The sequence below is a fragment of the Nocardia araoensis NBRC 100135 genome, assembly GCF_000308435.1.
GTDB classification, from domain to species: domain Bacteria; phylum Actinomycetota; class Actinomycetes; order Mycobacteriales; family Mycobacteriaceae; genus Nocardia; species Nocardia araoensis.
Window position 1 is genome coordinate 23,159 of record NZ_BAFR01000067.1, and the last position, 13,180, is coordinate 36,338.

At 70.0% G+C, this 13,180-nt stretch carries 12 protein-coding genes; 5 read left to right on the forward strand and 7 right to left on the reverse strand.

Annotated features, from left to right (window positions below):
- Window positions 1-11: 11 nt before the first annotated feature.
- Together ilvA and ON21_RS09280 are read right to left on the reverse strand one after the other, a co-directional pair.
- Window positions 12-1,367 (reverse strand): threonine ammonia-lyase IlvA, encoded by a 1,356-nt coding sequence (gene ilvA, locus ON21_RS09275; protein WP_039797192.1) that lies wholly within the window; start codon window positions 1,365-1,367, stop codon window positions 12-14.
- A gap of 75 nt (window positions 1,368-1,442) precedes the next feature.
- Window positions 1,443-1,877, reverse strand: coding sequence for a nitroreductase family deazaflavin-dependent oxidoreductase (locus ON21_RS09280; RefSeq protein WP_039797193.1), 435 nt, complete (start codon window positions 1,875-1,877; stop codon window positions 1,443-1,445).
- Between the two features lie 88 nt (window positions 1,878-1,965).
- Here ON21_RS09280 and ON21_RS09285 point away from each other — a divergent pair, with 88 nt between their 5' ends.
- Both ON21_RS09285 and ON21_RS09290 read left to right on the forward strand, forming a co-directional pair.
- Window positions 1,966-2,187: a hypothetical protein gene (locus tag ON21_RS09285; protein ID WP_039797194.1), complete on the forward strand. Its 222-nt coding sequence runs from the start codon at window positions 1,966-1,968 to the stop codon at window positions 2,185-2,187.
- A gap of 92 nt (window positions 2,188-2,279) precedes the next feature.
- The gene (locus ON21_RS09290) at window positions 2,280-3,578 is read left to right on the forward strand and encodes a T6SS phospholipase effector Tle1-like catalytic domain-containing protein (RefSeq protein ID WP_083880496.1); all 1,299 of its coding nucleotides are present in this window, start codon (window positions 2,280-2,282) and stop codon (window positions 3,576-3,578) included.
- Here ON21_RS09290 and treY read toward each other — a convergent pair.
- The 3 genes from treY to ON21_RS09305 form a co-directional block, all read right to left on the reverse strand.
- The gene (gene treY / locus ON21_RS09295; protein ID WP_051020561.1) at window positions 3,471-5,879 is read right to left on the reverse strand and encodes a malto-oligosyltrehalose synthase; all 2,409 of its coding nucleotides are present in this window, start codon (window positions 5,877-5,879) and stop codon (window positions 3,471-3,473) included. The two genes, ON21_RS09290 and treY, sit on opposite strands and share 108 nt — an antisense overlap.
- 35 nt (window positions 5,880-5,914) lie before the next feature.
- The gene (gene glgX / locus ON21_RS09300; RefSeq protein ID WP_039797195.1) at window positions 5,915-8,035 is read right to left on the reverse strand and encodes a glycogen debranching protein GlgX; all 2,121 of its coding nucleotides are present in this window, start codon (window positions 8,033-8,035) and stop codon (window positions 5,915-5,917) included.
- A gap of 271 nt (window positions 8,036-8,306) precedes the next feature.
- The gene (locus ON21_RS09305) at window positions 8,307-9,242 is read right to left on the reverse strand and encodes a bifunctional helix-turn-helix transcriptional regulator/GNAT family N-acetyltransferase (protein WP_039797196.1); all 936 of its coding nucleotides are present in this window, start codon (window positions 9,240-9,242) and stop codon (window positions 8,307-8,309) included.
- A gap of 165 nt (window positions 9,243-9,407) precedes the next feature.
- Here ON21_RS09305 and ON21_RS09310 point away from each other — a divergent pair, with 165 nt between their 5' ends.
- Window positions 9,408-10,688, forward strand: coding sequence for an adenosylmethionine--8-amino-7-oxononanoate transaminase (locus ON21_RS09310; RefSeq protein ID WP_039797197.1), 1,281 nt, complete (start codon window positions 9,408-9,410; stop codon window positions 10,686-10,688).
- Window positions 10,689-10,692: 4 nt separating this feature from the next.
- On the opposite strand, the gene ON21_RS09315 is transcribed toward ON21_RS09310, so the two are convergent.
- A complete protein-coding gene (locus tag ON21_RS09315; RefSeq protein ID WP_039797198.1) occupies window positions 10,693-11,064 on the reverse strand; it encodes a cupin domain-containing protein in 372 nt (123 codons plus the stop codon).
- Window positions 11,065-11,125: 61 nt separating this feature from the next.
- Here ON21_RS09315 and ON21_RS09320 point away from each other — a divergent pair, with 61 nt between their 5' ends.
- Window positions 11,126-11,608 (forward strand): MarR family winged helix-turn-helix transcriptional regulator, encoded by a 483-nt coding sequence (locus ON21_RS09320; protein WP_086006391.1) that lies wholly within the window; start codon window positions 11,126-11,128, stop codon window positions 11,606-11,608.
- Here ON21_RS09320 and ON21_RS09325 read toward each other — a convergent pair.
- Window positions 11,595-11,948, reverse strand: a complete 354-nt coding sequence (locus ON21_RS09325; RefSeq protein WP_157170768.1) for a hypothetical protein — start codon at window positions 11,946-11,948, stop codon at window positions 11,595-11,597. The genes ON21_RS09320 and ON21_RS09325 overlap by 14 nt on opposite strands.
- Before the next feature lie 93 nt (window positions 11,949-12,041).
- Here ON21_RS09325 and ON21_RS09330 point away from each other — a divergent pair.
- A partial coding sequence (locus ON21_RS09330) for an 8-amino-7-oxononanoate synthase (protein ID WP_039797213.1) occupies window positions 12,042-13,180 on the forward strand: 1,139 nt, incomplete at its 3' end.

Genomic DNA, 13,180 nt, shown 5'->3' on the forward strand with positions numbered 1-13,180 from the left:
CCGGAGCCGGCTCAGGTCAGGTAGCGGTAGGCCGGTGAATCGGGCTCGAGGCGCTCGCACTGGATCGGGGAGTGGTGCATCCGTTCCAGCAGCGGCGCCAGCCCGTCCGGTGCGCCGAGTTCGATGCCGACCAGCGCCGCGCCCGTCTCCCGGTTGTTGCGCTTGACGTACTCGAACAGCGTGATGTCGTCTTCCGGGCCGAGCACCTCGTTGAGGAAACGGCGCAGCGCGCCGGGCTCCTGCGGGAAGTCCACCAGGAAGTAGTGCTTGAGCCCGCTGTGCACGAGCGAGCGTTCGATGATCTCGCCGTAGCGGGACACGTCGTTGTTGCCGCCGGACACCAGGCAGACCACCGTCGAGCCCGGGTCGACGGTGATCTCGGCCAGCGCCGTCGTGGTGAGCGCGCCCGCGGGCTCGGCGATGATGCCCTCGTTCTGGTACAGGTCGAGCATGGTCGTGCAGATCGCGCCCTCGTCGACCTGCATCATCTGGAAAGCGCCCGCGCCCCTGGGGGATTCGGTGATGGTCAGCAACGGCAGCGAGGCGTGCGAGACCACGCGCCCGCCGAATCCGGACACCGCGGCGTATGGCACGGCGCCCACCCGGCGCACCGCGGCGCCGTCCACGAACGGATCGATCTCCGGCAGCGTGACCGGGCCGCCCGCCACGAGCGCCGCGGTCATCGAGGCCGCGCCCGCGGGCTCCACACCGAGGATGGCGGTGCGCGGGGAGCGCTCGCGCAGGTAGGTGCCGATGCCTGCCAGGCAACCGCCGCCGCCCACGGGCACGATCACCAGGTCGGGCGTGGTGGGCAGTTGCTCCAGGATCTCCGCGGCGATGGTGCCCTGACCGGCCGCGGTGCGCGTGTCGTCGAACGGCGGCACCATGGTCGCGCCGGTGCGCTCCACGTCGGCGGCGGCGGCCGCGGCGGCGGCGTCGTAGGTCTCGCCGACCGCGATGAGCTCGACGAACTCCCCGCCGTGCACCCGGATGCGATCGCGCTTCTGCTTCGGCGTGGTGGTCGGCACGTAGATGCGGCCCTTGATCCCCATCGCCTGGCAGGCGAACGCCACGCCCTGCGCGTGGTTGCCCGCGCTGGCCGCGACCACGCCCGCGGCGCGTTCCTCCTCGGTCAGCTGGACCACGAGGTTGTAGGCGCCGCGCAGCTTGTAGGAGCGGACCGCGCTGAGGTCTTCGCGCTTCAGATAGACGTTCGCCCCGGTCAGCTTGGACAGCCGCTCACTGCGCTGCAGCGGGGTCGGATCAATGACGTCGGCAATTCGCTTGGCGGCAGCATCGATCTCGTCCGCGGTGAGCGCGGGACGGGAAGCGGACAGTGCGTCGAGAACATCAAGCGGATTGGACACCCCGAATATGCTGCCACCCGCCGCGGCGGCGAGCTGCGGCGGGTGGCGGTGACACGCTGGCTACCTGCGTGGAAGCTACCTGGGCGTGAGGACGAAGACCGGGATCTGGCGATCGGTCTTGGTCTGGTAATTGGCGTAATCCGGCCACACCTGGACCGCGCGCTCCCACCACTGCGCCTTCTCCTCGCCGAAGACCTCGCGCGCGGTGTAGTCCTTGTTGACCGGGCCGTCGCGCAGCTCGACGTGCGGCTCGGCCTTGATGTTGTGGTACCAGACGGGGTGCTTCGGCGCGCCGCCCAGCGAGGCGACCACGGCGTACTCCCCGTCGTGCTCCACCCGCATCAGCGGCGTCTTGCGCAGCTTGCCGGTCTTCGCGCCCTTGGTGGTGAGCAGGATGATCGGCACGCCCTGCAGGGTCGCGCCCTCGGTGCCGCCGGAGTTCTCGTACTTCTCGGCCTGCTCACGGGCCCAATCGGAGGTACTCGGTTCGTATTCACCTGTCAGTGGCATATCTGCGGCAACGCCGCGACGAATACATGTGTTCCCGGCGACAAAAAGTTCGCTGGCCCGAACTTCCGATTGCGACTACCCTGAGGAGATGGCGGTCGTTCACTCCTCGGCCCGCGGCACCACGATCGACATCGCGGGTAGCGCGTGGCCGGTATACAAGCTCGACGCACTGGTCGTCGGCCTGGTGACCTGCCTCGTCCTGGCCCTGATCACCGGATCGCTGCAGATCGCGGTCCTCGCCGCGGCAGCGCTCGGCGCGGCGCGGTGGCTGATCGGCATGGCGGTCGCCGGTCTCGGCGGCACGTCGTAGCTCGTCTCGCATTAACGATTCCCCGCCACAGGCGATGATTCGAGTAGTCGAATACGCGGGTTTCGGTGGGATGCCGGCGGGAGGATCAGCGCATGAAACGACTCATCGTGTGTTGCGATGGCACGTGGAAGGCCGAGTCGAGCAGCACGGTTTCGAACATTGTCAAGATCGCGCAGACGATCCGGTTCGACGCGCCGGGTCCGTCGGGGGAGACGATCCAGCAGTGGGTCACCTACGTCTCCGGCCCGGGCGCTCGCGGGTTCCTCAGTGATCGCCTGATGGGCGGCGCCTTCGGACTCGGACTCGAAGCGAACTTGTCGTCCGCCTACTGGCATCTGGCGTTGAACTGGGAGAAGGGCGACGAGATCTACATCTTCGGCTTCAGCCGCGGCGCCTTCACCGCCCGTAGCCTGGCCGGCCTGATCAGCCGTATCGGGATCCTGACCCCCGAGGCGATGATCGATGGCAAGTACCCGGACGCCCTGAGCATCTATCGGCAGCGCCCGCCCGCGCCGACGCCGGAGAACCCCGATCCGGCCGAGCCCGAGCAGTGGCAGGAATTCCGCCGGAAGTATTGCCGGAGAGCGAAGATCGATTTCCTCGGCGTGTTCGACACCGTCGGCGCGCTGGGCGTCCCCGGCATCACCTCCCTGCGGCATCGCTTCCACGACGTCAAGCTCTCCCGGCACGTGCACTGCGCCCGCCAGGCCCTGGCCATCGACGAGCGGCGGCGCAACTTCGAACCGTCCGTGTGGGAGGTGCCGGTCGAACCGACGGTGAAGTACCGGCGCGGCTTCGAGCGGGTCAAGCAGGTGTGGTTCCCCGGCGTGCACAGCGACATCGGCGGCGGCTACGCCGAATGCGGCCTGTCCGATATGACGTTGCAGTGGATGGTCCGAGAGGCGGAGTCGGTCGGGCTGGCCTTCGACCGGGACCGGCTGGCCGCACTGTCGAAGCGCTGCGATCACACCGACGGCGACCACATGCGGCTGCACGATTCCCTGAGCATCGGCTACCGCATCCTGAATGTGGTTCGGACGCTGCGCAATCCGCGCAGTCGCCGGTTCCACTGGGATTCCTGGCGCCGGATGTCCATGCCCACCGATCAGGGCGTGCGGCTGTCGGCCAGCGCCCAGGACGCGCTGGACTATCATCCCGCCAATCTGCGCCGCTGGCGCGAAGAACTGGGCGGCGTGATCCCGGAGGCGACGTTCGAGCAGGTCCGCGGCGTGTTCTCGAAGCAGCTCGAGCATGCTCCCGCGGTGGCCGCCGCGCCCGCGCTGTCAGCGCACGAGCAGCGCGACGGGCAGCCTGGCGAACATCTTCTCCAGCCTGGCCCGCCCCTGGAAGGTGTGGCCGGTCAGCCGGTCGGTCCAGCTGCCCGCGGGTAGGTCCAGGAACGTGTCGCCCCAGCCGGTCTCGGCCAGGCTCACGCTGTGGCGGGTGGCGGCGACGATGACCTCCGGGGCCTCGCCCGCGCGGCCGCGGGCGTAGGACACCACCTTGGGCGCGTGGTCGCCGGTGGCGAACAACGGCCGGTACGTGCCGCCGACGAAGCATTCGGGACGCTCGCGGCGCAACCACAGCGCGTAGGCGACGATCCACATCTTCGCCGCTCCGGTGGTGTCCAGCGCGGGCGTGCCGGTGAGCGATTGGAGCATGCCCGCGCGGGCGGCGAAGTCCACCGGCCTGCGGTTGTCCGGGTCGACGAGGGAGTCCTCCCACAGTTCGCAGCCCTGATAGACATCCGGGATGCCCGGCCCGCACAGCTGCAGGAGCTTCTGCGACAACGCGTCCGACCAGGCGTGCGGGGCCAGCTCGTGCACCAGGTCGCCGAGTTCGGAGCCCACCGGTCCATCGATCACCGCGTCCAGCCAGGCGTGCACCGCCGCCTCGAACTCGCCGTCCGGCTCCTCCCAGGAGGTCTTGGTGTTGGCCTCCCGCATCGCCTTCTCGGCGAACGCGTGCACGCGCTCCCGCAGGCCGGGCACGGACGCGGCCGGTCGCCCGTCCGCGGGCCACACCCCGAACATGTTCTGGAGCAGGAACAACGCCGTCGCCCCGTCCGGCGCCGGGGTGGTCTCCAGCCAGGAGTCGACGTTGCGCGCCCAGGTCTCCGCGGCCTGCGACAGCACGCCGATGCGGGCGCGCACGTCCTCGCCGCGCTTGGTGTCATGCGTGGACAGGGTCGTCAGGGTCGCGGGCCAACGCTGCGCGCGCTGGCTGTTGGACAGGTGGAATTCGTTGAGCGAGTGGCCGAAGCGCGCCGGGTTGCCGCCGACCTCCTGCAACGAGACCAGCCGTGCGGCCTGATAGAACATGGTGTCCTCGACCGCCTTCGCGGTCACCGCGCCGCAGACCTGGCTGAAGCGCATGGCCGCGGCCCCGTCGGCGGCCAGCGCCGCGACCAGCACCGCCAGCGGCGCGGTGAGTTCGCTGTTGCGCTTCTCCACCTCGGCGATCACCGCGCCCGTCATCCCCGACAGCGGCGCGTAGTCGGCCCGGTAGACCGGCATGAACGCCAGCACCTCGATGGTGGCGTTGGTCAGCGCCATGGTGTCGAAGCTCTCGGCGTTCGCGTCCTGCTTGATCGCGGCCACCAGCCGCCGGACCTCCGGCGTCAGGATGGTCTCGGCGACCGCGCGCTTGATCCGATGCTCGGTCTCGCCGATCCAGGCCCGGTCGCTGCCGTGTCCGGCGACCCGGCGCGAGAGTTCGGTGAGCGCGTGTTCGCCGCGCGGATCGATCAGCACGCCGCCGAAGTCGGCAAGCGCCTCGTAGCCGGTGGTGCCGTCGATCGGCAGCGTCGCGTCCAGCGGCTCCCGGTTGGCCAGGATCTTCTCCACCAGCAGCAGCCGGTGCGGGCCGATCAGCCTGCGCAGCCGGGTGAGGTAACCGGAGGGATCGGCCAGACCGTCGGGATGGTCGACCCGCACGCCGTCGATCAGGTCGTGCTCGCACCACGCGGCGAGTTCGCGGTGGGTGAGCTCGAAGACCTCGGGGTTCTCCTGACGGATCGCGGCCAGGCTGCTGACGGCGAAGAACCGCCGGTAGGTGCACAGCCCGGCCTTCCAGCTCACCAGCCGGTAGTGCTGTTTGTCGTGGATGCGCAGGGCGTTGTCACCGTCGGTGCCGGGCGCGATCGGGAAACGCAGATCGTGCAGCGCGAGCATGGGCTCGGCGCCGGAGCGGTCCACGGTCAAGGCGGCCGGGTCGTTCTCGCTCTGCAGCACCGGCAGCGCCAGCCGGCCGCCCGCGCCGTTGCCCGGGCTCCAATCGATGTCGAAATACGACGCGAACCGCGAATCCTGTCCGTTCCGCAGCACGTCCCACCACCAGGCGTTCTGCCGGGGATCGGCGACGCCCACGTGATTGGGCACCAGGTCGACGATCAGTCCCATGCCGCGGCTGCGCACCTCGTCCGCGAGGGCCTTGAGCCCCGTCGGCCCGCCGAGGGCGGCGGAGACCGTGGTCGGGTCGGTGACGTCGTAACCGTGCGTCGAGCCGTGCGCCGCGGTCATGATCGGCGAAAGATACAGGTGCGAAATGCCCAGCTGCTGTAGGTATTCGGCGATGGCACGGGCTTCGGCGAAAGTCAGCGCGTCCGGTCGCAGCTGGAGCCGGTAAGCGCTGCGGACAGTCGTCTGGCGGGCGGGCTTGCGTCGGAGGGACACCGGGTCGGTCACGTGCATCTCGGTGGGATCGGGTGCGTTCATCGGCATTCGGGTCAGGCGGCCTGGCGGAGGACGAGGAGACAACGGGATTCGACGGTGACGGTCGCGCCGCCGGGATACCCGGCCTCGGCCAGGCCGGTCGGCGTCGAACAGTCCAGCGCCACCGACCATTCCGCGCTGTCGTCGGTGCCGGGTAGCACGAAGTCGATAGCCGCGTCGTGGGCGTTGAAACACAACAGGAACGAGTCGTCGGTGATCCGCTCGCCGCGCGGGCCCGGCTCGGGGATCGCATCGCCGTTGAGGTAGACCGCCAGCGACTTGCCGAATCCGCTGTCCCAGTCCGCGCCGGTCATCTCCTCGCCGGAGGGGGTGAGCCAGGCGATGTCGCGGGCATTGTCCGTCGAACGGATCGGGCCGCCAGCGAAGAAGCGGCGGCGCCGGAAGACGGGATGCGCGGTGCGCAGCGCGACCACCGCCCGGGTGAACTCGAGCAGATCGGCGTTCTTCTCCCGCAGCGACCAGTCCATCCAGGCCAGCGGCGAGTCCTGGCAGTAGACGTTGTTGTTGCCGTGCTGCGTGCGGCCCATCTCGTCGCCGTGCGCGAGCATCGGCACACCCTGGCTGAGCATCAGCGTGGCCAGCAGGTTGCGGCTCTGCCGGTCGCGCAGGGCGAGGACGTCGGGGTCGTCGGTCGGACCTTCGACACCGCAGTTCCAGGAGCGGTTCCAGCTCTCGCCGTCGCGGTTGTCCTCGCCGTTGGCCTCGTTGTGCTTCTCGTTGTAGGACACCAGGTCCCGCAGCGTGAACCCGTCGTGCGCGGTGACGAAGTTGATGCTCGCGCTCGGCCTGCGGCCGGTGGCCTCGTACAGGTCCGACGAGCCGGTGAGCCGGGAGGCGAACTCGCCAAGCGCCGCCGGTTCGCCGCGCCAGTAGTCGCGCACCGTGTCGCGGTACTTGCCGTTCCACTCCGTCCACAGGCTGGGAAAATTGCCCACCTGGTAGCCGCCCTCGCCGACGTCCCACGGCTCGGCGATGAGCTTGACCTGGCTCACCACCGGATCCTGCTGCACCAGGTCGAAGAACGTCGACAGCCGGTCCACGTCGTGCAGCTCCCGCGCCAGCGTCGCGGCCAGATCGAAGCGGAAGCCGTCGACGTGCATCTCCAGGATCCAGTAGCGCAGCGAGTCCATGATCAGCTGCAAGGTGTGCGGGTGGCGCACGTTGAGACTGTTTCCGGTGCCCGTGTAATCCATGTAGTGCGACGGGTCGTCGTCGACCAAGCGGTAGTAGGCGGCGTTGTCGATGCCGCGGAAGCCGATCGTGGGGCCGCGGTGGTTGCCCTCGGCGGTGTGGTTGTAGACCACGTCGAGGATCACCTCGATGCCCTCGGCGTGCAGCGCGCGCACCATCGCCTTGAACTCGGTGACCGCCGACCCGGCCCGATCCATCGTCGCGTACTCGTTGTGCGGCGCGAGGTAGCCGAAGCTGTTGTAGCCCCAGTAGTTTCGCAGTCCCTGGTCGAGCAGCACCCGGTCGTGCAGGAACTGGTGCACCGGCATCAGTTCGATCGCGGTGACCCCCAACCCTTTCAGATGGTCGACGATCGCCGGGTGCGCGATGCCGGAGTAGGTGCCGCGCAATTCCTCCGGCACCTCGGGATGCGTCATCGTCATGCCCTTGACGTGTGCCTCGTAGATCACCGTCTCGTGGTAGGGCCGGTTGGGCGCGCGGTCGGCGCCCCAGTCGAAGTACGGGTTGATCACCACGCCGGTCATGGTGTGGCCGAGCGAGTCGAGCCCGTGGGTGTAGAGCGAGGGGTGATCGTCGAAGTCGCCGTCGAAAGCCTTGCCGTACGGGTCGAGCAGCAACTTGCTCGGGTCGCAGCGCAACCCGCGGTCGGGGTCGTACGGGCCGTGCACGCGGAATCCGTAGCGCTGACCGGGATCGATCCCGGGCAGGTAGGCATGCCAGACGTAGCCGTCGACCTCGTCGAGCGCGATCCTGGTCTCGGCGTCGTCCCCGTCGATCAGGCAGAGTTCGACCGCGTCGGCAACCTCCGAGAACACCGAGAAATTGGTGCCGGCGCCGTCGTAGGTGGCCCCGAGGGGATAGGCGGTGCCGGGCCAGACACCCAGAGGTGCCGCGTCACCGGGCGCTGCGTCGGGCTGAGCCATGGCAACGACAGTAGCGCCAGCCGGGCATTCCGTTGTGCCTGTGGTTGTGGCCGAGGGGATCGAGCGAGGTCGGAGGCGTTTTCTGGGCTATCGGCGAGGTATGCGAGGACCGGGGACGGCCGGTTGTGGCACCGCCGGACGGTCTCGCGGCACAGCGCGGGCGAACGACTCTCGCCGTGTCGGCCTTCCCTCTGGCAAGTGGTGGCGGTGCTGCGCGTCACGGAAGCGCACGCGACCCGCGCATCGTGCGGCGCCCGACCGGGTGCGCGGCTCACTCCGCGGGTGTGAGCGACCGCCGCCAGGTCTGGCCGACGAGATCGCGGCCCCAGCTGTGGTGCGGCTGCTGGTCGACGAGCTCGAATCCCGCGCGCTGGTAGACGCGCCGCGCGGCGGTGAGCACGTCGTTGGTCCACAGCACGATTTCCCGATAGCCCGCCGCCGTGGCGAAGCGCAAGCATTCGTCCACCAGCGCCGAACCGACGCCGAGGCCGCGGGCGGTCGGCTCGACCAGCAGCAACCGCAGCCGCGCGGTGGTGTCGTCCTCGCGAACGCAGAAGACGCTGCCCACCGGGCGGCCGTCGGCTTCGGCGATCCAGGCGCGCTCGCGCCGCTCGTCGCGGGTAGCGAGGTAGTCGGCCACGATGCGCACGATCAGTTCCTCGTAGGTCGCGTCCCAGCCGTATTCGTTCGCGTAGAGCTCCGCGTGACGCTGGATCACCCAGCCGTAGTCGCCGGAGCGCGGGGCGCGCAGCGTGAACGACGGCGCGTCGGCGGGCGGGTCCAGGATCTGCTGGATGGTCCGCATGGCGGTGATCAGTCGGTCCCGGGACGCCGGGTGCTGCGCGTCGAGCAGCGCGCCCACTTCGTCGCTGGAGCGTCGATCGAGCGTCGCGAAGACCTCCCTGCCCCGGTCGGTCAGCCGGACCTCCTGGCGGCGGCCGTCGCTGCCCGAGCGGTTGCGCCGCACCAAGCCGGACTGTTCGAACCGGGCCAGGATGCGGCTGAGGTAGCCCGCGTCGAGGTCGAGGGCCTGCCGCAGCGCGACCACTTCGGTGGCGTCGGACGCGGCCAGTTCGAACAGGATCCGCGCCTCGGTGAGCGAGTAGCGGCTGTCGTGCAGTCCCTCCCGCAGCACCCCGATCACGCGGGTGTAGTGGCGGTTGAATTCGCGGACGGCGGCGATGTCGGCGGGGGCGGCAGCGGTCACGACGGCTCCAATCTTTGACTTCGTCAAAGAATATTCCGCGACGGCCCTACCGGGTGCGGAAACGGCCGAACTCCGCCCACCCTTGCGGACCCGCGCAGCTCGGATGCTAACTTGAACGGCGTTCAAGCCGCCCCGGGCGATCGGGGCCGTGACACGAGGATTCCTGTGGCACTGACCCCTGACGAGATCATCGCCCTCGACGCCGAGCACGTCTGGCATCCGTACGGCGGTTTTCCCGCGACGACCGAACCGCTGGTGGTGGCCGCCGCCGCGGGGACCAGGCTGACCCTGGCCGACGGGCGCGAACTGGTCGACGGCATGAGTTCCTGGTGGGCCGCCATCCACGGTTACCGGCACCCGGTGCTCGACGCCGCGCTGGTCGAGCAGTCGCGGCGGATGAGTCACGTGATGTTCGGCGGGCTCACCCACGAGCCCGCGGCCCGGCTGGCCGAATTGCTGGTCGAATCGACGCCGTCCGGGCTGGACAAGGTGTTCCTGTGCGACTCCGGCTCGGTGTCGGTCGAGGTCGCCGTGAAGATGTGCCTGCAGTACTGGCGTTCGCTGGGCAAGCCGGAGAAACGGCGCCTGCTCACCTGGCGCGGCGGATACCACGGCGACACCTTCACCCCGATGAGCGTGTGCGACCCGGAGGGCGGCATGCATTCGCTGTGGACCGACGTCCTGGCGAACCAGCTGTTCGCGCCGGTGCCGCCGAGCGAGTACCACCCGGAGTACGTGACGGAACTGGAGCGCATGCTCGCGGCGCACGCGGGCGAACTCGCGGCGGTCATCGTGGAGCCGGTCGTCCAAGGGGCGGGCGGGATGCGCTGGCACCATCCCGGCTATCTCACCGATCTGCGCAGGCTGTGCGACGAACACGGCGTGTTGCTGGTCTTCGACGAGATCGCGACCGGATTCGGCCGCACCGGAACGCTTTTCGCGGCCGAGTCGGCCGGGGTGAGCCCGGATGTGATGTGCGTGGGCAAGGCGCTGACCGGCGGCTACCTCACCCTCGCCGCCGCGCTGTGCACCACGCGGATCGCCGAGACGATCAGCGCGGCGCACGGCGGGCTCATGCACGGACCCACGTTCATGGGCAATCCGCTGGCCTGCGCGGTCGCCGTCGCGTCGATCGAGTTGCTGCGCTCGCGCGACTGGCGCGGTGAGGTGGCTCGGATCGAGGCGGAGCTGGCGGCGGGCCTGGCCCCGGTGCGCGAGCTGCCCGGTGTGGTCGAGGCGCGCGTGCTCGGCGCGATCGGGGTGATCGAGCTGGACCGCCCGGTCGACATGCGCGCCGCGACCGACGCCGCGGTGGCGGCCGGGGTATGGCTGCGTCCGTTCCGCAATCTCGTCTACACCATGCCGCCGTTCATCAGCACCTCCGGCGACATCGCCACGATCGCCGCCGGAATGCGCGCCGCGGTCGCCGCGCAGAACGATCGGTGACCGCTCAGGCGATCCACGGCGGGACGATGGTGCCGTCACCGTCCGGCGTGCCCGCCCGTGCCCCCGCCGGCGCGGTGACGACGGCGGTGAAGCCGTCGGCGGTGCGCACCTGCCGCAGCGCGTTCGGCGGGAGGATCACCGTATCGCCCTCGGCCGCGGTCAGTTCGGTGCCGTCGAGCGCGACGTCGAGCCGTCCGGCGATGACGGTCCAGATCTGCTCGGCGTCGATGAAGTGCAGCGGTCCCGCGGTGTCCGCGGGCACCTCGACCCGCCACAGCGCGAGTCCGGAGCCGCCCTGGGTGGGGGAGGCGAGCGTGGTCATGACGCCGCTCGCGGTTTCGGTGCGGCGGGTGTCGGAGTGTCGGATGACGGTCATCGGGCTACCACCTCTAAGATAGACAACATGGTTGTCCATATAGTCAACGAGGTTGTCCATCATGTCAAGTGACGCGGGTGGCTACGAGTTGCCGCTGCGCATGCTGCTCGCCTTCCGGGCCGTGATCGACGAGGTGCACGCGGATCTGGCCGGGCACGGACACCCCGAGTTGCGGCCGATGCACGGCTTCGTCTTCCAGGCGATCGGCCGTGCGGGTGGCCCCTACGGCTGCACGGCCGCCGACCTCGGCCGCGCGCTCGGCGTCTCGAAACAGGCCGCGGGCAAGCACATCGAGGCGCTGGAGCGGTCGGGCTACCTGCGGCGCGGGCACGACCCGTCCGACGCGCGGCGCAAGGTCTACACACTCACCGAACGCGCCGAGGACGTGCTGATCCGATCGGCGCGCACGTTCGATCGGATCCACGATCGCTGGGCGGGTCTGCTCGGCGCGGACCGGCTGGCCGAGTTGGAGCGCGATCTGCGCTTGCTGGCGCCCGGCGAGGTGTTCCGGCTGGATACGCCGAACTGGTTCACCGGTCCGTGAGCCGGTCGGAGCAGCCGTCGGCGAGCTCGGGACGATCGCTGTCGGACAACACCTCCCACACCCGGAAGATGCAGTGGTAGTCGTCCGACCAGCCGCGCACCATCAGCAGGTAGGTGTCGCCGTCACGGAGTACGACGCGACGACCGCGCAATTTGGGATGCTCCGGGGTGTAGGTGGGCAGCACGCCGGCCAGCTTCGCCAGTGCCTGGGCGCGCGTGCCGACCACTTCCGTGAGAATTCGGGGTGACCAGCGCTTGTGATCGCCCGAGCCCGTTGTTTCCTCGACGACTATCGCCCACCGCGGCATCCGGCCGTGTACCTCCCCGGTGCAGCTTGTCACCGCGGGCCGGTGACACCACCAACGATGGGCTCAACGGTACCAGCGGACCTGTGGGCGGGTGCCCTGAACGGTGTTCAAGTATGCTGCCCAGCTGTGACTACCGATCCGTTGAGCTGGTTGGACGAACGCGCTTCCGCTCGGGTGGCCGCGGGACTTCGCCGTGAACTGCGCCCCCGCGCCCCGCAAGCGCCGTCGATCGATCTCGCTTCCAACGACTATCTCGGCCTCGTCCGCCACCCCGAGGTGATCGAGGGCGCGGTCGAGGCGGTGCGGCGCTGGGGTGCGGGGTCGACCGGGTCTCGGCTGGTCACCGGCACCACCACCGAGCACGAAATGCTGGAGACCGAGCTGGCCGAATTCGTAGGCGCCGAAGCGGGACTCGTGTTCGCCTCCGGATACGCGGCCAACCTCGGCGCGGTGACCGCGCTGGCCGGCCGCGGATCGCTGGTGGTCTCCGACGCGGGCAGTCACGCGTCGCTGGTGGACGCGTGCAGGCTCTCCCGCGCCAGGGTGGAGATCGCGCCGCATCGCGACGTCGCGGCGGTGGGCCGGCTGCTGTCGGCGCGGACCGAGGAACGCGCTCTGGTGCTCACGGATTCGGTGTTCAGCGCCGATGGCGATCTCGCTCCGCTGACCGAACTGCACCGGGTGACCAGGGCCAACGGGGCGGTGCTCGTGGTGGACGAGGCGCACGGCATCGGTGTGCGCGGCGCGGGCGGGCGCGGGCTGGTGCACGAGTCGGGCCTGGCCGGGGCGCCGGACCTGGTGCTCACCGCGACGCTGTCGAAGTCCCTTGCCGCGCAGGGCGGTGTGGTGCTGGGCAGTGCGCGGGTGCGCGCCCACCTGATCGACGCCGCGCGCACGTTCATCTTCGACACCGGTCTCGCGCCTGCCGCCGTCGGCGCCGCGCGGGCCGCGCTGCGCGTGCTGCGCGAGCGACCGGAGCTGGCCGAGCGGGTGCTGGCCCGCGCCGCGGACATCGCCCGGATCGCCGGTGTGCCCGCGCCGCCTTCGGCGGTGGTGTCGGTGGTGCTCGGTCCGGCGCAGGTGGCCTTCGACGCCGCCCAGGCCTGCCGGGCGCGTGGTCTGGACGTGGGCTGCTTCCGCCCGCCGACGGTCCCGGAGGGCACGTCGCGGCTGCGCTTGACCGCGCGGGCGAATCTCACCGCGGCCGAACTCGATGCCATCGCGACGGTGCTCGGCGAAGTGCTGGCGCAGGCGCGGGAGGCGGT

Excerpts from the sequence above, each read along its gene's own strand:
- ON21_RS09280 (WP_039797193.1), bottom strand. The coding sequence starts at position 1,877 with ATGCCACTGACAGGTGAATACGAACCGAGTACCTCCGATTGGGCCCGT.
- ON21_RS09285 (WP_039797194.1), top strand. The coding sequence starts at position 1,966 with ATGGCGGTCGTTCACTCCTCGGCCCGCGGCACCACGATCGACATCGCG.
- ON21_RS09290 (WP_083880496.1), top strand. The coding sequence starts at position 2,280 with ATGAAACGACTCATCGTGTGTTGCGATGGCACGTGGAAGGCCGAGTCG.
- treY (WP_051020561.1), bottom strand. The coding sequence starts at position 5,879 with ATGCACGTGACCGACCCGGTGTCCCTCCGACGCAAGCCCGCCCGCCAG.
- glgX (WP_039797195.1), bottom strand. The coding sequence starts at position 8,035 with ATGGCTCAGCCCGACGCAGCGCCCGGTGACGCGGCACCTCTGGGTGTC.
- ON21_RS09315 (WP_039797198.1), bottom strand. The coding sequence starts at position 11,064 with ATGACCGTCATCCGACACTCCGACACCCGCCGCACCGAAACCGCGAGC.
- ON21_RS09320 (WP_086006391.1), top strand. The coding sequence starts at position 11,126 with ATGTCAAGTGACGCGGGTGGCTACGAGTTGCCGCTGCGCATGCTGCTC.